We start from the raw sequence: 21,308 nt of genomic DNA, 5'->3' as shown, positions 1-21,308 counted from the left end.
TTAAAGCTTGGGAGATGTTTTCAAAGCACTTAGGCTATCTCTTAATTCAATGAGGGCTTGGGCTTGCTTTGCTAAGGCTTTAATCACAACCACATCATCACAAAAGCTAATGCCCACATTGATAGGACTTGATAGTACTTTTGCTTCAAGTGCTTTTTTATCTAGGTTTTTATCAAAAATCACATAGCTTAGGCTATGCGTGTATTCCCTAAAGGCACATAAACTCCTTAAAGGCATAGTTTGGGGGTTAAGATGAGTATTTTCAAAAAATATCAGCCGCCCTTTAAGAGAGATAAAAAGCTTGGAGTGAAACTCCCTAAAGGCAAATATCTCGCCTCTCTCTACCCTCCCCGCACATAGAATCTCACTATAGTAGAGCTTTGAATGCTCATGCAAGTGTATATTGGTGCAACTGCTAAAGCAAGCATTTGCAAAGGGAATGCAAGGCAGGGGTGCGTATTCTAAAAGGGCATTTTCTTCTAAAGTGATGTACATTTCACGTTTGGCAGCCCCATTTTGTGTGTCATGTATTTTTTCATAACTTTGAGTGCTTAGGAGAATTTGGCTTTTTGCCCCTATATGGAGGTTTATATCTTGTCTATCGCCTTTTAAAAGCCCAGCACTCACGCAAAGGAGCATAATCTCACTATAATGTTTATGAAAAAGCGGGCTTATGACTTTAAAAGGTGGGGTAAAAAGCATTTTATCGATAATGCTTTTGCCATTTAAGCCTACTTTGGTGCTAAGCTTAAGCGTGCTTGCTTGGGGGAAATGGCTCATTATGACTTTTGCCTTTTATTGCTCTAAGAGGGCATAAGTTTTAATCCAATCAATAACTTCACTTATGCCCTCATTTTTAGCAATATTGGTAAAAAGAAACTTCCTCTCCCCGCGCATCATTTTAGAATCTCTTTGCATAACTTCTAGGCTTGCCCCCACATACGGAGCTAAGTCAATTTTATTAATCAGCAATAAATCAGAGCGAGTAATGCCCGGTCCTCCCTTTCTTGGGATTTTATCTCCTGCGCTTACATCAATGACAAAGATACTAAAATCAGCTAACTCTGGGCTAAAGCTACTTGCGAGATTATCCCCGCCACTTTCTATAAATATAATATCAAGGTTGGAAAATCTTTTTTGTAGCTCTTCTATGGCTTCAAGATTCATAGAGGCATCTTCTCTAATCGCCGTATGTGGGCAGCCTCCTGTCTCTACGCCGATGATTCTCTCTTGCGGTAAAACAGAGTTTTTGCTTAAAAACTGCGCATCTTCTTGTGTGTAAATATCATTGGTGATAACTGCTATAGAATACTGCTTGCTCATAAGGCGAGTGAGTGATTCTATAAGGGCTGTTTTACCGCTTCCTACGGGTCCGCATACGCCGATTTTTACCATATTTGCTCCTTAAGACATATAGAGTTTAGAGTAGAGATATTCATGCTGCATGGCTTTAATTTCATTATACGCCCAAGCGCAGCAAAAGTCCTCTTGCGTGAGGGTTTGTAACTTCGCATAAACCTCATCAAATTCCGCGCATAAAGCATATAAAATAGCTTGCCCCTCACTTTGGGCTAGGGGGATAAGTTTTACACAATTAGTTAGGGCATTAGCAATTTGAGCATACATATAGTGTTTAAGAGCACTCTCAAAATCACCTATATATGCCTTGCAAAAGGTAGCATAGCTGATAGGATACATAAAGTAAAGACTTTGGTGGAGGTAGGATTCAAAAAGTGCATGGGGCTTTAGCGGGAGGGATTGTATGGTTTTTATAAATCGCGTGCCTATTTTTTGCATACCTTTACGTGATGGGGTTGCAGCCATTGAAGCATAAAGGAGAGATTCATAGTGGAGGATAGAGCCAATATCCTCTGCTTCAAAGCTAAGCTTAATGGAAAGCAAATCTGTATATAAGATTTGTGTATGCAAATATGAGTGAAGATAGGCTTTTGCGTCTTGTTGATTTTGGAGTATCTGCTGGGCTACATAGCTCTCTAAGCCAAAAGAATGCGTGTAACTTCCTATGGGGAAGAGGGAATCATTAATTTGCAAAAGGAGGAAGTTCATACTTTTTGCCTAAGGTGGATTTGAAAATCTGGGCTTTTTATAAGCTCTGGCTCTTTGAGGATAGGGTTTGCTATCTGCACTCTATCTTTAGGCTCTAAGATACAATCTTTTATTGCAAAATGGATTTTTAACCTCTCTAGCATTCTTTGCACAGGGGGCTCAAAAGGCGTGCAAAACTCCCCTTGCGAGGGTATGTAAAATAATGGTGCGTGGAGATTCCCCACTTCATAGCAAAAAAGAGCTATGCTCATATATTCTTGCAAACTCACACAAAGAGCAGCAGATGGGATAATAGAGATTATAATCGCACTTTTATTGTGTAAGGAGAGTATATCACCATTATTAAGAGCCCTTGCATTTGTTGGGAGCTTGAGGGCTATCACTTCTCCCTTGCTTGAAGTGAATCGGGCGATTTTTTTATATGTATCAAACCACTCTATGGCTATGCTATCAAGCTCAATATCTCTTAAATTGAAATCTGTGATATTCCCACAAATATGCTCAACATATATCAATGCCAATACCCTAAAAAGAAGAGCCAAGCAGGAATAAATGCTGTGAAAATACCCTCTAATATCGCTAAATGCGGAGTAAATCTCATTTGTCGTTTAAGGGCGCATTCTATAAAGCCCACAAACCATAGCACGCCCCAAGCAAGCCATATACAAGTAAATGCTTTCTCTTGCAAACTCTCCCCATAGCTAAGGATACTTGCTGGAATCGTGTTTATGCTTACAAAGAGGCTATAGTAGCCATACGCCCTTAAGTCTAAATTGAAGAGTAAATTACAAGCGATGAATAAATACGTAAAGCCAAAAAGCAAGCCCATAGCCGCCCCATAATAAGAATCTGCTCCCCCATAGCCTATGCTCGCACATATCACCATAATGAGACTTACGCTAATAGAGAGAAATGCCACAAAGAGATTTAAAATCGCTGTGGCTTTTGGCTCAATATTGATTAAACGAGCGATACCATTATTGATAAGCACTGCCCCGACATACAATAAAACAAGTCCTAACATACATATCCTTTAAAATAAATGATAGAGTTGTGCAAGAGGCACTTTACTCACACTTTTAGAGGTGATGAGTTGATTATCAATTTTGACTTCATAGGTTTCGGGATTGACTTCTATAGAGGTTACTACATCATTATATTTCATATCCTTTTTGCCAATATTGCGGCAGTTTTTGATAGGTAAGATGAGTTTATGCAAGCCTAGTTTTTCTTTGATATTAGCCTTAAACGCCGCTTGTGAGACAAAGGTAATGCTTGTGTCATATTTTGCCCCTCCGTGTGCGCCAAACATTTCTTTATATACTATGGGTTGAGGTGTGGGGATAGAGGCATTGCTATCTCCCATTTTTGCGCCAACTATCATTCCATTTTTGATAATCATTTCAGGCTTTACCCCAAAAAGCGCAGGCTTATAGAGGACTAAGTCTGCAAATTTGCCCACTTCTACAGAGCCTACATATTCGGCTATACCGCTGGCAATGGCGGGGTTTATGGTGTATTTTGCTATGTATCTTTTGATTCTAAAATTATCATTTTCCCCGCGCTCTTCTTTAAGTGCTCCAAATTCATTTTTGCATTTATCTGCCATTTGCCACGTGCGTATGATAACCTCTCCCACGCGCCCCATAGCTTGAGAATCTGAACTTGTGATAGAAAACACCCCCATATCATGGAGCGTATCTTCTGCAGCTATACTCTCAGGGCGAATCCTACTATCAGCAAAGGCTACATCTTCTTTGATATTTTTATCTAAATGATGGCACACCATAAGCATATCTAAATGCTCATCAATCGTATTTTGAGTAAAGGGCAATGTCGGGTTAGTCGAAGCAGGCAAGACATTTGGGTATCCTGCAGCTTTAATAATATCCGGGGCGTGCCCGCCTCCAGCGCCCTCTGTGTGGAAAGTATGTATCGTCCTACCACCTATAGCCTCTAGCGTATCTTGCACAAAGCCACTTTCATTAAGCGTATCAGTATGTATGGCTACTTGCACATCATACGCTTCTGCGACATTTAGGGCGTGGTTAATAACCGCAGGAGTAGAGCCCCAATCTTCGTGAATCTTAAAGCCCACCGCTCCAGATTCTATTTGCTCTCTTAGGGCTTGCTCATTAGAGGTATTGCCCTTAGCTAAAAAGCCAATATTCATCGTATAAGCCTCTGCGGCTTTGAGCATTTCTTCTATATTAAATTTGCCGGGTGTGCAGGTAGTAGCACTACTTCCCGCGCTTGGTCCTACGCCTCCTCCTATCATCGTAGTAACGCCGCTATAAAGTGCAGTTGGGATTTGCGTAGGGGAGATAAAGTGAATATGCGTATCAATGCCTCCAGCAGTGCAGATAAGCCCCTCTCCGGCGATTACTTCAGTGCTAGCCCCTATGGTCATATTTTCACTTATGCCATCTTGTATATCAGGGTTACCCGCCTTGCCAATACCGATGATTTTATTTCCCCTCAAGCCTATATCAGCCTTATAAATACCGCTATAGTCGATAATCACTACATTTGTGATAACCACATCAAGGCAAGGTTTCTCACTTGCACATTGTGCCATGCCATCACGGATTGTTTTCCCCCCGCCAAACTTGACTTCCTCACCATAGAGTGTAAAGTCCTTTTCTATCTCTGCAAATAAATTCGTATCTGCTAGGCGGATTTTATCGCCTGTGGTTGGTCCATACATAGAGGCATATGCTTCTCTTGTGATTGTTTTCATACTTTCCTCACTTGTTTATAAAATCTTTTTCTTTTGCGCATTTAAGGGCATTTTGCTTGGTTTGGGTAAGTTCTCCATTGGTTAAGTCATTGAAGCCAAAGATTTTTTTCTTCCCGCCAAATTCAATAAGCTCTATACTTTTACTCTCTCCGGGCTCGAAGCGCACAGAAGTGCCAGATGGTATATCAAGGCGCCTGCCAAAGGCTTTCTCTCTATCAAATGCTAAATCTCTATTGACTTCAAAAAAGTGAAAATGCGAGCCTACTTGTATGGGTCTATCTCCCTTATTGCTTACTTCTAGGGTTATGGATGGTTTATTGGCATTGAGGATTATGTCTTCATTTTTAAGGATATACTCCCCGGGTTTCACTCCCCCGCGCTCTTCAATGGGGTTATGGATAGTAACGAGCTTTGTACCATCGGGGAAGGTGGCTTCTACCTGCACGTCATGGAGCATATATGCTACGCCCTCCATTACATCATCTGCTTTGAGAATCTCCCTGCCATAGCTCATAAGCTCGGCTACGCTTTTCTCTCCCTCTCGGGCTTTTTCCATAATTTCCATACTGATTAAAGCTATAGATTCTATATAGTTGAGTTTTATGCCCCTCTCTTTTCTTTGCTTTGCTAAAGCCCCAGCATAATGAAGTATAAGTTTGTCTTGTTCTCTTGGCATTAGGTGCATACGTAGTCCTTGTAAAATGATAAATTAGAGGTGTAAAAGCAAGTTTATATAAAGCCTTGCTTTATTAATTATTAATTAAGAATCTTAATAGTTAGAAAACTTCTTGCTCCTTCTTACTCTGTGAAAAGATGTCTTTTGAGGCAGTGCTGCTTTTGACGTGCTAGGCTGTGTAAATGCGTTTCTAAGCTGCTTGTTTGAAGTGCTATGGTTTCTATTATGGAGATAATTTGCTTTTGGGCTTTAAGCGGTGGGAGGGGGATTTGTCGAGCATAAATTTGATTGCGATTTATTCCCGGCACACCAATTCCAATCTGTTCTTTTTCTAAATTTAAATTCAACATTACAAAATAAAGTAATTTCATATCGTATTGAATTTTTGTTTTTACATAAAAAGTTGTATCAATAGGATAGCAGTTTTTTTCTACGTATGTTATTTTTCCTGCTGAACCTTTGCGTCCTACAATAATGCAAGGAGATTTTGCAATATATTCATTATGATAACCCACAATTCCATTTGAACCCATTACAGGATATTCGCCTTTTATTCTCTTGTTTTCTTGTAAGGCTTTGCCGTATTCTAAAGATAAAATTTCGCCGAGTTTTTTTACTTCCCAACCTTCAGCGGGAGGAGTGGGCAAAGAGGCGATAAGATGTTTTAAGGAAGTTAAAAAGTCTTGTTTTATCCCGCATTTTTGTAAGGCTAAACTGATAGCATTTTGCCAAAAAGCTTTTTGAGAAAGTAAAAAGGCAATTTGACTTAAGATTAATTTAAGCTTAGCCTCGTCTCTCTCTCTCTCTCTCTCTCTCTCGTTGTCTGCATTTAAGTTTTTATTAAGAATAAATGCTTTTTGATTTTCTAATATTTCAAGCTCTTTATCAATCTTTGAAATTTTATGTTCTATATTTTCAATCACAGAAACAATTTGCTCTTGAGCGTTTAAGGGCGGGAGGGGGATTTTAAGATTTTTTATAAAACTTAAATTTGCCATAGAAAAATCCCCAAGTTCTTTAAATCTTGGGTAAAGTCCAGCACAAGCAAAATATAAAAATTTGGTATTTAATATTTGTAAATCTAAAGGATATAGACCAGCAATATTTTGATTTGTTGTGCTTTCAAATGTGAGATAACCTACCTTACCAATAGTTGCACCAACTAGTGCAATCAATACTGAATTCTTTTTTAATATTTTTGCCGATGATTTTTTTAATCCCAATTCAGTAATTTTTTCTGCAACTTGATTTTCATAAACATAACAATTTTGACAAACTTCAGATTTAATCCAATTTATAGTTCCATTCCAATATTCTGCTATATTTCGGCTGGGAGTTCCACCACTTTGAACCTCTGCAATTTGTGAAATTCTTACGCTTTCCCAACCTTCAGTGGGAGGGATAGGCAAGGTTTTTAAAAGCTTTTTTAACTCTTCTAAATTTTGATTTTGTATTTGCTTCTTTTCAAAGGAGGACAAGGGGGGATTTTTAGCATTGTGTTGATAAATAGCTTCCTCGTGCGGGTCGCTAAGTTTGTCAGCTTCAGCTTTTATGGAGGGTGAAGAAACTCTGTGGGCGACTAGTGATTTGAATAGCAATTCTTCACCCCCTAGCAGGGGTTCGTGATGACAGACTAACGGATTGGCTTGTGACTCGTTAGAAGATTCTCCGCTCTCAAAGTCTTCATAATGGTAAAGAAAATTCTCATTAAGCCTTGCTTGTAAATTTTGTAAATTTAATAAAATGGCATTGATAAGCTCATCGATGTTATCAAATTCACCTAATTCATCGGTATTTTGGCAAATTTTACATTTGATTAAAATCGCTTTAATGAGCTTTTGATACTGCTTTATGCTTGCTTCAATGGTATTATGCGCTTCTTCTAGCCTCTCGCATTCTTCTACAATTTGCTTTTGAATTTCTAAGGGCGGTTTAGGAATTTTAACTTCATTTTCTATAAATTTTTTCGCAATATTTTTTAATGCAATACCTTTAAATCCAACTTCTAAAAGCTCTAAATGATTTCTTATTACAAAATACACATAACGCAAAGAAATTTCATCATTTGCTTTTGTAAAAATATAAGTATGGTCTGAACTTGAAAATTTACCATTCTCATAATGTATATTTGCACTGCCTCCATCGCCTATAATCAAAGCTTGAGTGTCAAAATCGTATTCGTTGCATTTATAAATTTCTAATGAAGATTTATAAAAATTGATTGTTCCATTTTTATCTTCAAAAGAGGCAGGTCTTTTCCCTTTGCCCAAACTTTTTAGAATTTCCCCCAATCTCACCAACTCATATCTACAATTTGCAAAAGGATTTTCGCTTACATTTTTTGCTTCACCGCTTAGGATATTACTAGGATTTAAAGAAATTGCCTTTGTGAAATTTGGCAAATCAAAGCTAAGCAAAGAGCAGGTTTTAGCATATACTAAATAAGGTTTTAGGGCTTCATTTTCTAACATTTCATTGTTAAAACTTAGTTTTATAGCATAGGCGAGTTTGTCTTTGGCTTGGCGGTTATTTTTATCGCTTAAAAGCCCGCTTGTTTCTACTAAACCATTACTTTTATTTTTGGCTTGGCTTATGGTGTAGCCTAAAAATCTTTTTTGTTCAGCATTCTCGCTTGGGGCGTTGATGATAAGGGTAGTTTGCTTGAAAGTGAGAGCAAAGATACTTAATTTTTCTCTTTCTTTTGCTTTAGCTTGGCTAAAAAATTTATGATAAAGCTGTTTTTGCCTTTCTTCTTGGCTAGACTCTTTAAAGGCTTTGGAATTATTTAGAGCCTTTGCCTCACTAGAATCTAAAAAATCTTTATAATAAGCCTTAAAATACTCATTTTCTAAGCAAGATTCATTTTCTGCTAAAAAGTCTTCATAGAGCTTAAAATCTAGTTTTAAGGTTTTTAAATACGCTTTAAAAAGCACTTCATCTTCAAAATCTTGTAAATTTTCAGCGTTTAAAATTGCTTCTATGCTATCTTTTATAAGCTCGGTTTTTATAGGTGGCTCATTAAATCTTTTCAAAAACAAAACTATGGTGTTTGTGCCCGTTGTGCCAAAGGTTTGATTCCCAAAAGAAACGATAGACACAATAGCAAAATTTTGAAGTAAAATCTCTCTTGTGGTAATGGTGGCTAGGTCGGTATTTGAGAGTATGGAGCTAGGCAAAATGATAGCTGCTAGGGCATTTGGCTTTAATAAATGAGTAAGTCGCTCGACAAATACATTTTCTATGGCTTTAGAATTTAAGCTGATATGCTCTAGGACTTTAAATTCCTTAAATGGCTCTTTGGCTTTGAGGATATTTCTACTTAAATGTTGCTTAAAATCTTTCACAGAATAAGGCGGATTTGAAACCAGAATGTCAAAGTCTTGTTGCTTATCTCCGTAAAAATCTGCATTGTATTCTAAGCCGTCAATGGCTCTAATCTTAGCCTTATTTGCACCATTTAAAAGCATTGCTACTTGAGTGGTGCGGGTAAGGCGATTGTCCTTATCAATGCCGTAAAAAAATTTTGAAATTTCTTCATCTTCTTTAGGTTCGAGCGTGTTTTTAAGGTATTCGCTTAAGGCACTCACACCTTCGGTTAAAAAATGCCCTGAACCACAAGCAAAGTCAATCACTTTAGGAAGCTTTGAATTTTGTATAAAATTCTCAAAAGGCAAGGCATTCCAAATAAAGCGAGTAATAGGAATAGGCGTAAAATACCTCCCCTCATCTTCTTTAAAGCCCTCATTCAAAAACTGCTCAAAAAGCTCACCTAAAAACTGCTCTTTGCTTGAATAAGAAATTTTATAAGGGCTAAAAAGCTGTATGATTTCAACGAGAATTTTGCCATTTTGATTGAAAAGGTTTTCATTGTGCGTTTCTTTAAAAGAAAAGGCGTTAGAAGAAAAAAGCGTAGCTTTTTGAATCTCTTTTTCTAGCTCTTTTTGTAAAACTTTGCGATTTTTGCCTGTGTAGGAGGCTATGGCATTTGCGATGAAATTATCTTTGGTTTTATAGACCTCTTCTTTTAAAAACTCATTCATTCCTTTAATGAAAAGCTTAAAAATACGCTCATAAAGGCTAAAATAATCATCACTAAAGCTTTTGTATTGAAAATCTAGCTCTTCATTATCATTTTTGCTTTGCTCATCAACACATTTACAAAGGAAGAGGTTTAGGAGTTTATTAAAAGCATTTTCTTTATCACTGATGTTGTTGTGCCTTAGGATTTCTTTGAATTTGATGTTAATGCCATCTTCTTTGTTGAAAGGCTTTAAATCTTTTTTTAAAAGCGGTTTTACGCCAATTTCATAAGCTTTTGAGCTAAATAAAATATCGCTAAAACTTTGTTTGTTGTACGTTTCTTCCCAAACACGGAAAAAGTCTTTTGCCTCACTTGCGGCTTCAAAAGTGAGCAAACTATCATCTTTCTTGCTTAAATCTAAGATGTTTTTATCATCTTTAAAACGCAAGGTTGTTTCATATCTTTTAATGCAATTTTTTTCTAAATCACTCGCATAAAGTGCTAGATACTCCACGCTTCTAGCTTGAGCTGCGTAAGAAAAAAGCTGTTTGCCCAAGCTGTTGTTTTCTAAATCTCTTTTGGCTTGCTCGTATTCTTTGCCCGCACACTTGCATTCGATGATACAATACACTTCTTTGTCTTTTTTGTCATTTTCTTTGTAAATAGTAATGTCTGCTCTTCCACTTTTGCCACTATGCCCTAAAGTCCAAGTTTTTTCTAAGGCTAAATCACTTGCCAAATAGCCCTTTTCAAGCAAGGAACAAACGCATTCAAGCACGACAAAATTTTCATTTTGCAAGAAATTGCTTGTGGTGGAGCTTTCTATTATCATATCTTTTGGATAAGCAATGCTCCCACTTTTAAAATCTACTTCTATGAAAGTATCTTTGCTAAAAAATTTGATGAAAATATTATGCTTTATAAACTCTATAAAGTCTTGTTCTGCCCCCCCCCCTGTTGAGCTCATCGCTTAAAACTTGTGTATTATTGGGTTGAGTTATGGGCTGGGCTGGAGATGCTGGAGATGAATGTGGGATTGTGTCTGAATCTTTGGGCTTAAAGCCTAAAATTTTTAATACCTCTTTGAGATTATTGCTCTCTATCATCTCTACCCTTTGTGTGAATGTGTTTTGCAAGTTTAGCTAACTTAACCTAATCTTTTGTGATTTATCTTACAATGTGAGGGTCATAATAAAGGAGTAAAGATGAGAGAAAATGCGGATTTTGAGGGCTTTGCCAAGGAGGCTAGGGCTTACTTTAAGGATAGAATCTATACAGATTATTTACATCGCTTTGCTTATGGGGTAGATGCCTCATGCTATGCGTATGTGCCAAAGGTAGTTGTGCGTGCAATCAATGAAGAAGAGATTATCTTGCTTTTTAGCCTAAGCGATAAATACAATGCCCCACTTACCTTTAGGGCAGCAGGGACTAGCCTAAGTGGGCAAGGTTGCAGTGAAAATGTACTTGTGCTAGCAAATGCGTATTGGCAGGGCATAGAAGTAGCTCCAAATGGGGAGAGCATATTTTGTGATTGTGGAGTGATAGGCAGTGAGGCAAATGCTGCCCTTAAGCCCTATGGTAAAAAGATAGGACCAGACCCTGCGACTATTAATAATGCGATGATTGGAGGCATTTACTCTAATAATTCTAGCGGTATGTGCTGTGGAGTGAAGCAAAATAGTTATAACACCATTAAATCCGTGCGAGTGGTCCTCCATGATGGCTTTGTGCTTGATACGAGCCCTAAGGCAAAGCCAAGTGAGGGCACTCAAGCCTTTATTGCAAAATATGAAGAGAAGTGCAAGGCGCTTTTAGCCCTAAGAGAAGAGATTATCCAAGATGCCTCTTTAAGCGCGCTTATTAAAAGGAAATTTGCTATTAAAAACACGACAGGCTATAGCATTAATACCTTGCTTGATTTTGCAGATATAAAAGATATATTAAATCATATTTTTATCGGAGCAGAGGGGACTTTGGGCTTTGTCTCAAGGGTGGAATATGAATGTGTCGATGATTTTAGCTTTAAGGCTTGTGCGCTGATATTTTATGCTAATCTTAAAAGCGCAAGTTTGGCTGTGCAAGTCCTAGCGCATAATGAAGATAAAGTGAGTGCTGCAGAGATTATGGACTATGCGTGCTTGCAGAGTGCTAAAAATATAGAGGACGCACCCAGTGAGTTATCAACATTGCAAGAGGGGGCTTGTGCGCTTCTAGTCCAGCTTGAGGATAGCACACAAGCCGCATTAGAAAGTAAGATTGCCTTTATTTGTGAGGCTTTATCTCCTATCCCTAGCCTCTTTGGCGTGCATTTTAGCTCTAAAGAGCAAGAGATGGCTTCATGGTGGAAAATTCGTAAAGCCCTCCTCCCCCTCTCTGCGAGCCTCCGCCCTAGCGGGAGCATTGTTATTACCGAAGATATTTGCTTCCCTATAGAATCTTTTGCCCAAGGGATAGAGGAAATCACGCAACTTTTTAGGGAGTTTGATTATAAGGGGATTATATTTGGGCATGCGCTCTCTGGCAATGTGCATTTTATCATCACGCCATATTTGGATAAAGAGTCAGAATCTTTGCGTTTTGGGAGCTTTATGGAGGCGATGAGTGATAACGTGCTAAAGCTAGGAGGGAGCATAAAGGCAGAGCATGGCACCGGAAGAATGGTAGCGCCATTTGTAGAGAGAGAATGGGGAGAGAAAGCATATGGTATAAATTGCAAAATAAAGGCGATCTTTGACCCTAAGGGGCTTATTAACCCTGATGTGATTATTTCAAAAGATTCACAAATCCATATGAAAAACTTTAAAGCCTCTAGTGAAGTGGAGGATTTTATCAACCAATGCATGGAATGTGGCTTTTGTGAAAAGGTCTGCCCTAGCAAAGAGCTAACCTTAACGCCAAGGCAGAGAATTGCCTTGCGTAAGGAAATACAAAGACTTAAGAATAAAGAGGATAAGAGCAGTGAAGAGCAGGAACTATTAAGCGAGCTTGAAGCGGGCTATGTGTATCAAGGTATAGAGACTTGTGCGACTTGCTCGATGTGTGCTAAGCTCTGCCCTTTAGAAATTGATACCGCGCGCATTGCCTTAAAGTTAAAGCCCACGCTATCTAACGATGTGGCTACATTTATTGCCAAGCAAACAAGCGCGCATTTCTCTAGTGTCGTGCGAGGGGTAAAGGGGGCGCTTGTTTTAAATAATGCTTTGAGTGCTGCTTTGGGGGCAAAGAGAGTAAGTAAGCTAAGTCTTGGGGCACATAAGGTTATCAAAACCCCTTATATCCCAAGTGCTATGCCTACATCTAATGCCTATAGGCTCAATGCTCAAACGCACAAAAACACTGAGGCGGTGCTGTATGTTAGTGCGTGCCTTAATCGGGCTTTTGGGGCTTCTCAAAAGGCATGGGATAAACGAAGTTTGCAAGAAGTGTTTGAATCTGTATGCAAAAAGGCGGGAGTGAGCGTGATATATCCTAAGGGCTTAGCCAATCTCTGCTGTGGCAAGGCATATAAAGACTATCCTCAAATTGCAAAAGCAAAAGCAAGAGAACTCTACAATGTGCTAAAAGCCGCACAAAAGGAATATGGAAAGATAGCCATAGTGTGTGATCATAGTGCGTGTAGCTATGAGCTTATGAGTAATGTAGCAAACATAGAATCAGATTCTGTGAGTGATGAGATAGGGGAGATAAATGATAAGATGATGATTTATGATATGCCCCAATATATAGAATCTGTCCTCTTATCACGCCTTTTATTAAGCCCAAAAGATGAAGATATAGCTTTATATGCGATGTGTGCGACTAAAAAGGGCAAATGGGAAGATTCTTTAGAAAAAATCGCAAGAGCGTGTGTAAGCGGAGAGGTTATTAAGCATGAGAAAACGCAGTGTTGTGGCTTTGCGGGGAATAAGGGCTTTACTTGCCCCGAACTGAATGCAAGTGCATTGAGAGAGCTAAGCACATTTTATGCGCATAATGGGCAAAAGCTAAGGCTAGGGTTTGCAAGCTCAAGTACTTGTGAGATAGGCTTAAATGATAAAACACATCTTATTTGGCAGAATCTGCTTTATTTGGTGGATTCTGTGAGTAGTCCTAAGGGGAGTGCTTTGGGGGATTGAGGAGCACGTAACGTTTAGTAATGCGAAAGGTGTTGTTGTTTGTAGGGTGAAGGATATGCCCATGTATATCAAGGAGAATGACTTGAGAGTTAAGCTCGGTTAGGGCAGCGCGGAAGTGATAGTCATTAGGGAAGGAGAATGTTTGCATTTGGCAAGTGTTGAAATCATAAGTTTGCAAGCAAAGCTTTAGCATATTTTTAAGACTGCGCGCATAGAGATGAAGCTGGACTTTGGCATGAAGCGCGCTATGAGTGTATGAACGTTGATAGGATTGGTGGAGATAGAAGCTACAGGCTAAACCAATGGATAGGATAAATAAAATCGCATAAATCATATAAAATGCACTATGACGCTTAGTGGCAAAACTCACAAGATAAGCTCCATAATATGATCAAGCCATACGCCGCCATTTTGGCAACGCACTCTCCCGCCTCTGCTTATGCAAAGCTCTAACTCAAGGAAAGTACCTTCTGTAAAAAAGAGGGGTGTAATAAGGAATGAATGCACATTGTGGGCTAGGGGTGTGTTATCAAGCCAGAGTATATTATCATGGAGGCTAATTTGGTGGGCTTGTATGGGGAGAATGGCTAAGGGTGTGTGAGTAGGATTTCTATCAAGCTTGAGGCTTTGAGTGTTAAGCTCTACAATATGATATGGCTTAAATGGCTCTTTGGGCTCGGTAAAAAGATAGGCTTCTTGGGACTTTTGCCAACCTTTGAGTTTGTCAAAATAAAGTATGTCATCATGGTGGGATTGTATATGAAGTGATATATGGGGTAAAAGCGTGTTATTTAGTACTTCTTGGTTAGAGGCTTTCACCCCACCGCCAAAAAGCAAGGGCTCTTGTATGCTAGAGAAGGTAATAGCAGAAGTGGGTGCATTGAGTAGGGCGGCATTTTGCGTTTGGATAGATTCTATAATGGCATATTGGAGGAGATTTTCTATCTGTAATAAAGCAATATGCGCGCTTGTGCTATTTAAGCTTTTGGCGTAAGTGATGTTTTGCGTGATGTTTAATAGCATGGAGTTACAAATCACGCCAATAATGCCTAAAATCACAATGCAAAGCAGGGCTTCAAAGAGCGAGAAAGCATTATGGGTAAATTTATGGAGCTTTGGCATTATCGGAGGCTGGTGGGGATATAAAATCGTAATTTCTCAAAGGTAAGTGGGTCGCTATAGCTTTGCTCTCTTAGCTCATAGGTAAGCGTGGGCGCAGAAGAGGTGCTTATGCTAAGAGGGGAGCTTTGGGGTGAGAGAAAAAGATATTTATATGCCCTGTAGGTAGAGGGGGTAGGGCTAGGTGTGAGCGTATGGAGGAATGTAAAGGCAAGCATAAAGGCACTTGCACAAATGGAGATTCCCATTACTGCATCAAGGAGCATAAAGGCAGGGCGGGTATTCCTCATAGGTTGATTGCTTTTACAAAAATCTCGCGCTCAAAATAGGCTTTTTTATTATCTTCATCATATGTAACTTCAAGGATAAATTTCCAACGACCAAAAGGCAGAGAGAGTAAATCGGAGATATACACAAAGGGTTTGGTGGATTCGGTGAGTATTCCTAAATCTTCAAGTGCATTTGCCTTATGAAATGAGGCGAGGAAAAGTCGCATTGATAGGGGGATATTTGACTCTTGTGTAAGTGGGGCTAGCTCGATGTAGAGCTGTCCTTGATTGGGGAGATATTCTTTAGAGCTTTGCTGCTCTTTTTTATTGCGTTTAGGCTTAGTAATATAGGGGAAGTGAAAGTCATTGAGCGTGATAGCATAACCTTGTGAATCAAGGAATGAAAAAGTTGGCTTATACATATGCAAGAAATGATGTTGGTCTTTGATGATTTCATTAATTCTTTCATCGACATCGCGTTTTGAGCTAAGGTAAGTATCTTCATCTTGCACGGGGTTTTTAAGTGCGATAGTGATAGACACACTCACCATAAACACACCAAAAAGCAAGACACCAATAATCGCTAGGGGCCAATAATTTTTTTCTTTCATATATTCTCCTTAAGTTTTACTTTTACGCGTGAGATAAAGAGCACCAATAATGGCAAACATAATTAGCAACATAGCATACATACTAAAGCGCACAAACTCTCGCCCACCGCTTTCATCAAGGGGCATATTATTTTGAAGTGCCACATTAAAGTGTTTGGCTATCATATCCGCAGCGCTCGCATAGCCATTAAGCACGATAGCAGATATGAGCTGCGGTGTGAGCTCATCGTTTTTGGTCTTTGGTAAGAGTGGCACCATGTATTCAAAATATATTTTATCCTCATCAAGGTATGTGCGAGGCTCTGAGCTTATAATGCCCATTTTTTGGGAATCTTTCATAAAGTAAATAAGCGTGTATGGCTTGGGGAGATGCTTTGTGAGATTATTTCTATATTCATCACGGCTAAGTTTAGCAAGTGCTGCTTGTGTGGAGTTTTGAGGCTTTTGCTCCTTGCTTTGTGGAAGTTTATTAATCACAGCCACGCAGAGAAAATAGCCTGTTTTCGCATATAGCTCTTCTGATAAGGTTTGGACAAAATCAACGCTTTTTGGCACGAGTAGCCAGTCTGAATTATCACATATATAAGAAGTTTGGGAATCTATGGGGGTATATTGAGCATAAAGTATAGAGATGTACAAGAGGCTAGCAAGAACTAACCTCTTTATCAAAGAAAGCATTATTAAACCAAGTGCAAAAAGAAATTAGGAATAAAAGGAATGACAATGGTCACAACAATAGTAATAATGAGCAATGCCCCAAGTAGCTTTTCAATAGGTGTAAATTTCATATTCTCTCCTTATTGCACATCGGTGCGGTATTTTGCGTTATCAGCATTAATTTGCTCAATATCTTTTGTATCAATGGTGTAATATTGAGTTGCTACTGATTTTTGAGTGAGGATAGCACAAGTGCCTAAGCCTGCAACCACACTTAATAAAAGCACCACAGCAATAATATAACCGCTCAAACCATTTAAACCAAATAAACCATTCATATTAGCCTCCTTATTCTGCTTGAGATTCTAAGCTGCGGATAAAGCTATTGAGAGCTTCTTTTTGACTTGTTGCGAGATTGGCATATCCAAATGATGGCATAACGCCAATCAAGCCCTTTTTACCCTTTTGCAACACTTCTGCGAGAAATTCCGTTGTGCCGTATTTGCTTAAATCGGGTGCGAATCCTTCAATACCGCCGCCATCGCCTCTACCTTCATCTCCATGACACGCAGCACAATTAAGTGCAAAAAGTTCTTTGCCTTTGCTTACTTCTAGTGGGTATTTTGTGCTTTTAACTGCTGAAATATCTTGCATAACATAGGCGGCTATGGCTTTGGCTTCATCATCTTCTAAGCCTAGTGGGGTCATTTCTCCTGCCATATATTCTAGCCCCTTACTTCCTTTTTGAATGACCTCAATAATCCCCTCTTCTTTAGCCCATTTTGTGAGGTCTCCTGCCTTGCCATCCATTCCCTCTGCGCTAATGCCATGGCATTGAGAGCATTGCACTAAGAAAATTTGACTGCCCATTTCTTCTAGCCCTTTTTGGTCGAGGCTCTCCCAAGCTGTGGCATATTTTTTGTTGTAATTTTGGACTTCTTTGTTATATTCTCCTATTTGTGAATAGGCATTGAGTGGATAGCCTAAGAAGATATACCAAAATCCCCAAATAATCACACCTAAAAAGCACGCAGCCCAGCCAACAGGGATATTATTGCTTTGCTCGCCGATACCATCCCAGCTCTCACCTATGCTCTCACCTTCAGCCTTGCTATCTTTAATTTTTTTAAGATATATCCCCATTACAGAGATAGTGAGTATTAAGATAACAAATGCACCTAGTAGCCCTAGCGTTGTTATATTATCTGACCAATTCATCTATTTCCCCTTTATTGGATTTTGTTTTCGTGGTTCAATGGGTTCGTCCTCTAAATTATCATCTAATGCAAGTTTGGCATATTTCTCATAATCTTTCACGCCTTTAGCTTGTGAAGAATAGAGATGATAGACATATCCATACAAAAATGCTACGAGCAAAAGTGTAACAACAAGATAGATCTCTTTTTGATGAGTCATGACGAACTGGACTATCATTGTGCTGCCTGTGATATTTGTGCTGATGTGCGGCGAGATTGCCCAAGGCTATTCATATAGGCAATAAGTGCGACAATTTGCTTGACTTCACCTTTTTCAAACGCGTCTTTGACATCTTGACTTACCATATCATCAACGATAGCCCTTGCCTCTTGCATAAAGATTTCTTTTGCAGCCTTGAGTGTCTCCTCATTTCCTTTTTGATAATCTTGTGCCCCAATTTGCACGCCATTTTCTGTATCATAAGGCACACCAAAAACAACTTTTTGCGTATAGGCTTCAGCAAATGCAGTTTCAAAATCAGCATTTTTAGTATAGAGATGCTCATAAGCGGGCATAATGGAGTTTGGCACGCGAGATTTTGGATCTCTCATATGCCCATCATGCCAATCCACGGCATTGCGGCTATCGCCCACTCTGTGCAAATCAGGTCCTGTTCGTTTAGAACCCCATAAGAAAGGTCTATCATAGGCGTATTCCCCACTTAAGCTATATGCACCATATCTATCTGTTTCTGCTTTAAATGGGCGGATAAGTTGAGAGTGGCAGTTATAGCAACCCTCAGCAATATAGACTTGTCGCCCTGCAGTCTCAAGGAGTGAATAAGGCTTTAAACCCTCAATAGGCTGAGCCTTTTTAGCAAAGCCGGGTAATACCTCTACAAGCCCCGCAATAGAAAAAACCAATAAAAATGCGACTGTGAAAAAGAATGGATTTTTTTCTAAAAAACTAAACATTTATTCCTCCTTATGCAGCCATTGGCGTAGCGTTTTGAGGTTCTTTCTCAAGAACCCTGCCTGATGAGATTGTCATAAGAATGTTATAGATAAACATAACAAATCCTGCAAGATACATCAAGCCCCCAATGGCACGGATAAGATAGTATGGGAAGAGTGCGGATACGGTGTCAATAAAGCTATAGACAAGATTCCCATTGCTATCAATATCTCTCCACATCATACCTTGTGTAATACCTGCAATCCACATACTTGAGAAGTAAAGGATAATCCCTGTGGTCATAATCCAAAATTGTGCGTCCATAAGCTTTTTGGAGTAAAGCTCGCGTTTGAATATACGAGGCACCATATGGAAGCACGCGGCAATCACCATAAATCCTACCCAGCCAAGAGCGGCATCATGCACATGCCCGATAATCCAATCTGTGAAATGCGCTAGTCCATTGACTGAACGAATCGATTGAATAGGACCTTCAAGTGTGGTAAGCATATACCAAGTTGAGGCGAGAATGAGGAATTTAATCATCGGCGATTCTTTGATTTGATGCCATTGTCCGCGCATGGTAAGAAGCATATTAATGGCTGTCCCCCATGAGGGCAAAATAAGGATAACAGAAAACACCGAGCCTAATGTTTGAATCCAATCAGGTGTAGTAGAGTAGATTAAATGATGTCCGCCAGCCCAGATATAGATAAACATAAGACCCCAGAATGAGAAGAGTGTGAGTTTGTATGAGAAAATAGGCTGCCCAGATTCTTTAGGAAGGAAGTAATAGATTAACCCAATAATACCAGAAGTAAAGACGAATGCAACGGCATTATGCCCCCACCACCATTGCACCATCGCATCGTTTGTGCCTGCATAGAATGAAATAGAATGTAAAATGCTACCCACACCTGCAATAAAATAAGTTGGAACGGAGAGATTATTGAAGATATAAAGTGCAGAGATTCCAACAAATGTAGCAATAAAATACCATAATGAAATATATATGGTTTGCTCGCGTCTTACACCCATACTCCCAAATAAACTCACTCCCCATAATACCCATACAACGACCACCATAATATCTAGGGGCCAAATAAGTTCAGAGTATTCCTTTGATTGTGTCAATCCTGCAAAAAGCGAAATAACCGCAAGAACCATAAGCACAATATAAATCCAAAAATGTGCTAGCCCCACTCCTCGCAAGAAAGGATGCTCTTTATAGGTGATTTTCAGCACCCTTTGCCCTAAATAATACCACGAAGCCCAAATACCGCTAAGTGTGAAACCATAGATAATGCCATTGGTATGGAGTGGTCGAAGCCTGCCGAAAGTCCCATACTCTGAAGCTAAATAGTTTAAATCTGGAAAAGCCATTTGAAATGCGATAATAACCCCAATGAGTAGCCCCACAAATCCAAATGCCATCGCAGAGAAAACAAATAATTTAGCAATTGAGTAATCGTACTCGAGTGTGTTTGTCTGCATGTACTCTCCTTATTTTTATTTAAATGCAAGAGAGATTTTAATAGCCTTGCAATTATAGATACCTTAAAAAGTTAATGTAAAAATAATAAAAAAAATTTATGGGGAAAAAAAGTCTTTAATTTTGGAATAAAAGATGTGGCAAAAGTGGTGTATTTCTTTATTTAAGGTGCTTTTGTCGGTATTTGTATTTTTTTGTGGAAAGTCGCTTATTTGAGCAAAAAGGCAAAATTCACTCCATAGGAGAGGGCGGAGTTTGGGGGGGATATATAAAGAAGCACATAATGCCTTAAAAGCCTTATCCATAGGTGAATGTGTGGAGATATTATAGGCAGAAAGTATGTCAAAAGCAATGAACATTTTATGAGGGGCTTTGGCAATGATAATATGGTGAATCTTGCAATTAAAATGGCTTTTTTTAATGGCATCTCTTTGCTTGCTGCTAAGGATATATGCATAATATTTTGCTACCCTATCACAAGCGAGCAATAAGAGATGTTCATTTTTATTATCAAAGGCAAAGATAGTGGTTTTATCCGTGCAGGAAAGTTTTTGACTTAAAGATTCTAAATGAAGGGTTTGTGGGCAGAGTTGGGCAAGAAGGGCAAGTTTATCTTGCTCTAAATATGCCATACTTTTAGCGATGCCTCCACTAAAGTGCTCAATCATTTGATTGCAAAATGTATGGCGGAAGTAGTTACGTTTGAAATGTGTATTTGTGTTACTTATATCTTCAAAATATTTAAGCTTCTGCACGCTGCAGAACTCATAAAGCCTATTTTTAGGGATAGATTCTAAAGGGCGCACAATAGGATATGTGCGTTTATTATCAAAGCCTAGCAATGTATTTAGCCCAGCCCCCTGTGTGAGCTGCATTATAAACCATTCAAACCTATCATTAAGCTGATGGGCAAGGATAAGGCTATGATAATGATGTGTAGCCATAATGTCATTAAAAAACCTAAAACGGAAATTGCGGGCATTATGCTCAAAATCTGAGTGAAAATGTGGAGCATGTGCGATAAAACATTGCTTGTGGTACTTTTGTGCTAACTCTTTGGCATAGAGGACTTCCTCATCGGCTTGCTTACGCACATGATAATGCACAATGGCAATATCAAAACTCACATTAAGCCTAAGAAGAATAAAAAATAATGCTACAGAATCTACACCTCCAGAGAATCCAAGAAGATGTTTGCCACCTTTAAGGGATTGCGTCGCTGGAGAGAGCTGCTCATAGATAGACAAAATAAGCCTTTGTTTTGCGATGTGTGGGGGTATTATAGCACACTCTTAGGGCAAGGAAAATATAGAATCCAGTGTAAAATTACCAGCAAGCTTGTATTAAGAGATTCTTCACTTGTTTGTGTTTTCACTAGAAGCGAGAA

At 39.0% G+C, this 21,308-nt stretch carries 21 protein-coding genes; 2 read left to right on the top strand and 19 right to left on the bottom strand.

The genetic code is table 11. The annotated features are described in order from the left end of the window. The 8 genes from CQA63_RS03565 to CQA63_RS03530 form a co-directional block, all read right to left on the bottom strand. Complete coding sequence (locus CQA63_RS03565; protein WP_104699551.1) at positions 1-780, bottom strand: urease accessory protein UreD; 780 nt, start codon at positions 778-780, stop codon at positions 1-3. Positions 781-795: 15 nt separating this feature from the next. Further along, positions 796-1,395: an urease accessory protein UreG gene (ureG, locus tag CQA63_RS03560; protein WP_104699550.1), complete on the bottom strand. Its 600-nt coding sequence runs from the start codon at positions 1,393-1,395 to the stop codon at positions 796-798. Positions 1,396-1,404: 9 nt separating this feature from the next. After that, positions 1,405-2,067, bottom strand: coding sequence for an urease accessory protein UreF (locus CQA63_RS03555; RefSeq protein WP_104699549.1), 663 nt, complete (start codon positions 2,065-2,067; stop codon positions 1,405-1,407). Next, positions 2,064-2,582, bottom strand: coding sequence for an urease accessory protein UreE (locus CQA63_RS03550; protein WP_158655442.1), 519 nt, complete (start codon positions 2,580-2,582; stop codon positions 2,064-2,066). Before CQA63_RS03550 ends, CQA63_RS03555 begins: the two co-directional genes overlap by 4 nt. After that, positions 2,579-3,091 (bottom strand): AmiS/UreI family transporter, encoded by a 513-nt coding sequence (locus CQA63_RS03545; RefSeq protein ID WP_104699547.1) that lies wholly within the window; start codon positions 3,089-3,091, stop codon positions 2,579-2,581. Before CQA63_RS03545 ends, CQA63_RS03550 begins: the two co-directional genes overlap by 4 nt. Before the next feature lie 9 nt (positions 3,092-3,100). Continuing rightward, a complete protein-coding gene (ureB, locus tag CQA63_RS03540) occupies positions 3,101-4,807 on the bottom strand; it encodes an urease subunit beta (protein ID WP_104699546.1) in 1,707 nt (568 codons plus the stop codon). A 7-nt stretch (positions 4,808-4,814) separates the two neighbouring features. Continuing rightward, positions 4,815-5,492: an urease subunit alpha gene (ureA, locus tag CQA63_RS03535; protein ID WP_104699545.1), complete on the bottom strand. Its 678-nt coding sequence runs from the start codon at positions 5,490-5,492 to the stop codon at positions 4,815-4,817. Between the two features lie 113 nt (positions 5,493-5,605). Beyond that, on the bottom strand, positions 5,606-10,471 hold the full coding sequence (locus tag CQA63_RS03530) for a restriction endonuclease subunit S (RefSeq protein WP_104699544.1): 4,866 nt from the start codon (positions 10,469-10,471) through the stop codon (positions 5,606-5,608). Positions 10,472-10,503: 32 nt separating this feature from the next. On the opposite strand from CQA63_RS03530, the gene CQA63_RS09715 reads away from it, so the two are divergent. Continuing rightward, a complete protein-coding gene (locus CQA63_RS09715) occupies positions 10,504-10,650 on the top strand; it encodes a hypothetical protein (RefSeq protein WP_158655441.1) in 147 nt (48 codons plus the stop codon). A 59-nt stretch (positions 10,651-10,709) separates the two neighbouring features. Then, positions 10,710-13,622 carry an FAD-binding and (Fe-S)-binding domain-containing protein gene (locus CQA63_RS03525; RefSeq protein WP_104699543.1) on the top strand — a complete coding sequence of 971 codons (2,913 nt, stop codon included), beginning with the start codon at positions 10,710-10,712 and terminating at the stop codon, positions 13,620-13,622. Here the strand turns inward: CQA63_RS03525 and CQA63_RS03520 are convergent. The 11 genes from CQA63_RS03520 to tilS form a co-directional block, all read right to left on the bottom strand. Further along, positions 13,597-13,992, bottom strand: coding sequence for a hypothetical protein (locus tag CQA63_RS03520; RefSeq protein WP_233706567.1), 396 nt, complete (start codon positions 13,990-13,992; stop codon positions 13,597-13,599). The genes CQA63_RS03525 and CQA63_RS03520 overlap by 26 nt on opposite strands. Continuing rightward, entirely contained in the window at positions 13,989-14,744 is a 756-nt protein-coding gene (locus CQA63_RS03515) for a hypothetical protein (RefSeq protein WP_104699542.1), read from the bottom strand. The genes CQA63_RS03520 and CQA63_RS03515 overlap by 4 nt, the downstream gene beginning before the upstream one ends. After that, entirely contained in the window at positions 14,744-15,031 is a 288-nt protein-coding gene (locus tag CQA63_RS03510; RefSeq protein WP_104699541.1) for a hypothetical protein, read from the bottom strand. The genes CQA63_RS03515 and CQA63_RS03510 overlap by 1 nt, the downstream gene beginning before the upstream one ends. Then, positions 15,028-15,621, bottom strand: coding sequence for a hypothetical protein (locus tag CQA63_RS03505; protein WP_104699540.1), 594 nt, complete (start codon positions 15,619-15,621; stop codon positions 15,028-15,030). The genes CQA63_RS03510 and CQA63_RS03505 overlap by 4 nt, the downstream gene beginning before the upstream one ends. 9 nt (positions 15,622-15,630) lie before the next feature. Further along, positions 15,631-16,176, bottom strand: a complete 546-nt coding sequence (locus CQA63_RS03500) for a hypothetical protein (protein WP_244916266.1) — start codon at positions 16,174-16,176, stop codon at positions 15,631-15,633. A 242-nt stretch (positions 16,177-16,418) separates the two neighbouring features. Next, the gene (locus CQA63_RS03495; RefSeq protein ID WP_104699538.1) at positions 16,419-16,616 is read right to left on the bottom strand and encodes a DUF4006 family protein; all 198 of its coding nucleotides are present in this window, start codon (positions 16,614-16,616) and stop codon (positions 16,419-16,421) included. 10 nt (positions 16,617-16,626) lie between these two features. Beyond that, complete coding sequence (locus CQA63_RS03490; RefSeq protein ID WP_104699537.1) at positions 16,627-17,496, bottom strand: c-type cytochrome; 870 nt, start codon at positions 17,494-17,496, stop codon at positions 16,627-16,629. Beyond that, positions 17,497-17,694 carry a cytochrome c oxidase, cbb3-type, CcoQ subunit gene (locus CQA63_RS03485; protein ID WP_425323540.1) on the bottom strand — a complete coding sequence of 66 codons (198 nt, stop codon included), beginning with the start codon at positions 17,692-17,694 and terminating at the stop codon, positions 17,497-17,499. 14 nt (positions 17,695-17,708) lie between these two features. Then, positions 17,709-18,449 (bottom strand): cytochrome-c oxidase, cbb3-type subunit II, encoded by a 741-nt coding sequence (ccoO, locus tag CQA63_RS03480; protein WP_104699535.1) that lies wholly within the window; start codon positions 18,447-18,449, stop codon positions 17,709-17,711. A 10-nt stretch (positions 18,450-18,459) separates the two neighbouring features. Next, complete coding sequence (gene ccoN, locus CQA63_RS03475) at positions 18,460-19,923, bottom strand: cytochrome-c oxidase, cbb3-type subunit I (RefSeq protein ID WP_104699534.1); 1,464 nt, start codon at positions 19,921-19,923, stop codon at positions 18,460-18,462. Between the two features lie 96 nt (positions 19,924-20,019). Continuing rightward, positions 20,020-21,168 carry a tRNA lysidine(34) synthetase TilS gene (gene tilS, locus CQA63_RS03470; RefSeq protein WP_158655440.1) on the bottom strand — a complete coding sequence of 383 codons (1,149 nt, stop codon included), beginning with the start codon at positions 21,166-21,168 and terminating at the stop codon, positions 20,020-20,022. Positions 21,169-21,308 lie beyond the last annotated feature (140 nt).

Origin of the sequence: Helicobacter marmotae (assembly GCF_003364255.1) — a bacterium.
GTDB classification, from domain to species: domain Bacteria; phylum Campylobacterota; class Campylobacteria; order Campylobacterales; family Helicobacteraceae; genus Helicobacter_C; species Helicobacter_C marmotae.
The sequence above is the reverse complement of the archived record's forward strand: the minus strand, read 5'-3'. Positions and strand labels throughout refer to the sequence as shown.

Coding starts and splice junctions, on each gene's coding strand:
- CQA63_RS03565 (WP_104699551.1), bottom strand. CDS start 780: ATGAGCCATTTCCCCCAAGCAAGCACGCTTAAGCTTAGCACCAAAGTA.
- ureG (WP_104699550.1), bottom strand. CDS start 1,395: ATGGTAAAAATCGGCGTATGCGGACCCGTAGGAAGCGGTAAAACAGCC.
- CQA63_RS03555 (WP_104699549.1), bottom strand. CDS start 2,067: ATGAACTTCCTCCTTTTGCAAATTAATGATTCCCTCTTCCCCATAGGA.
- CQA63_RS03545 (WP_104699547.1), bottom strand. CDS start 3,091: ATGTTAGGACTTGTTTTATTGTATGTCGGGGCAGTGCTTATCAATAAT.
- ureB (WP_104699546.1), bottom strand. CDS start 4,807: ATGAAAACAATCACAAGAGAAGCATATGCCTCTATGTATGGACCAACC.
- ureA (WP_104699545.1), bottom strand. CDS start 5,492: ATGCACCTAATGCCAAGAGAACAAGACAAACTTATACTTCATTATGCT.
- CQA63_RS03530 (WP_104699544.1), bottom strand. CDS start 10,471: ATGAGCTCAACAGGGGGGGGGGCAGAACAAGACTTTATAGAGTTTATA.
- CQA63_RS09715 (WP_158655441.1), top strand. CDS start 10,504: ATGGGCTGGGCTGGAGATGCTGGAGATGAATGTGGGATTGTGTCTGAA.
- CQA63_RS03525 (WP_104699543.1), top strand. CDS start 10,710: ATGAGAGAAAATGCGGATTTTGAGGGCTTTGCCAAGGAGGCTAGGGCT.
- CQA63_RS03515 (WP_104699542.1), bottom strand. CDS start 14,744: ATGCCAAAGCTCCATAAATTTACCCATAATGCTTTCTCGCTCTTTGAA.
- CQA63_RS03510 (WP_104699541.1), bottom strand. CDS start 15,031: ATGAGGAATACCCGCCCTGCCTTTATGCTCCTTGATGCAGTAATGGGA.
- CQA63_RS03505 (WP_104699540.1), bottom strand. CDS start 15,621: ATGAAAGAAAAAAATTATTGGCCCCTAGCGATTATTGGTGTCTTGCTT.
- CQA63_RS03495 (WP_104699538.1), bottom strand. CDS start 16,616: ATGAATGGTTTATTTGGTTTAAATGGTTTGAGCGGTTATATTATTGCT.
- CQA63_RS03490 (WP_104699537.1), bottom strand. CDS start 17,496: ATGAATTGGTCAGATAATATAACAACGCTAGGGCTACTAGGTGCATTT.
- CQA63_RS03485 (WP_425323540.1), bottom strand. CDS start 17,694: ATGACTCATCAAAAAGAGATCTATCTTGTTGTTACACTTTTGCTCGTA.
- ccoO (WP_104699535.1), bottom strand. CDS start 18,449: ATGTTTAGTTTTTTAGAAAAAAATCCATTCTTTTTCACAGTCGCATTT.
- ccoN (WP_104699534.1), bottom strand. CDS start 19,923: ATGCAGACAAACACACTCGAGTACGATTACTCAATTGCTAAATTATTT.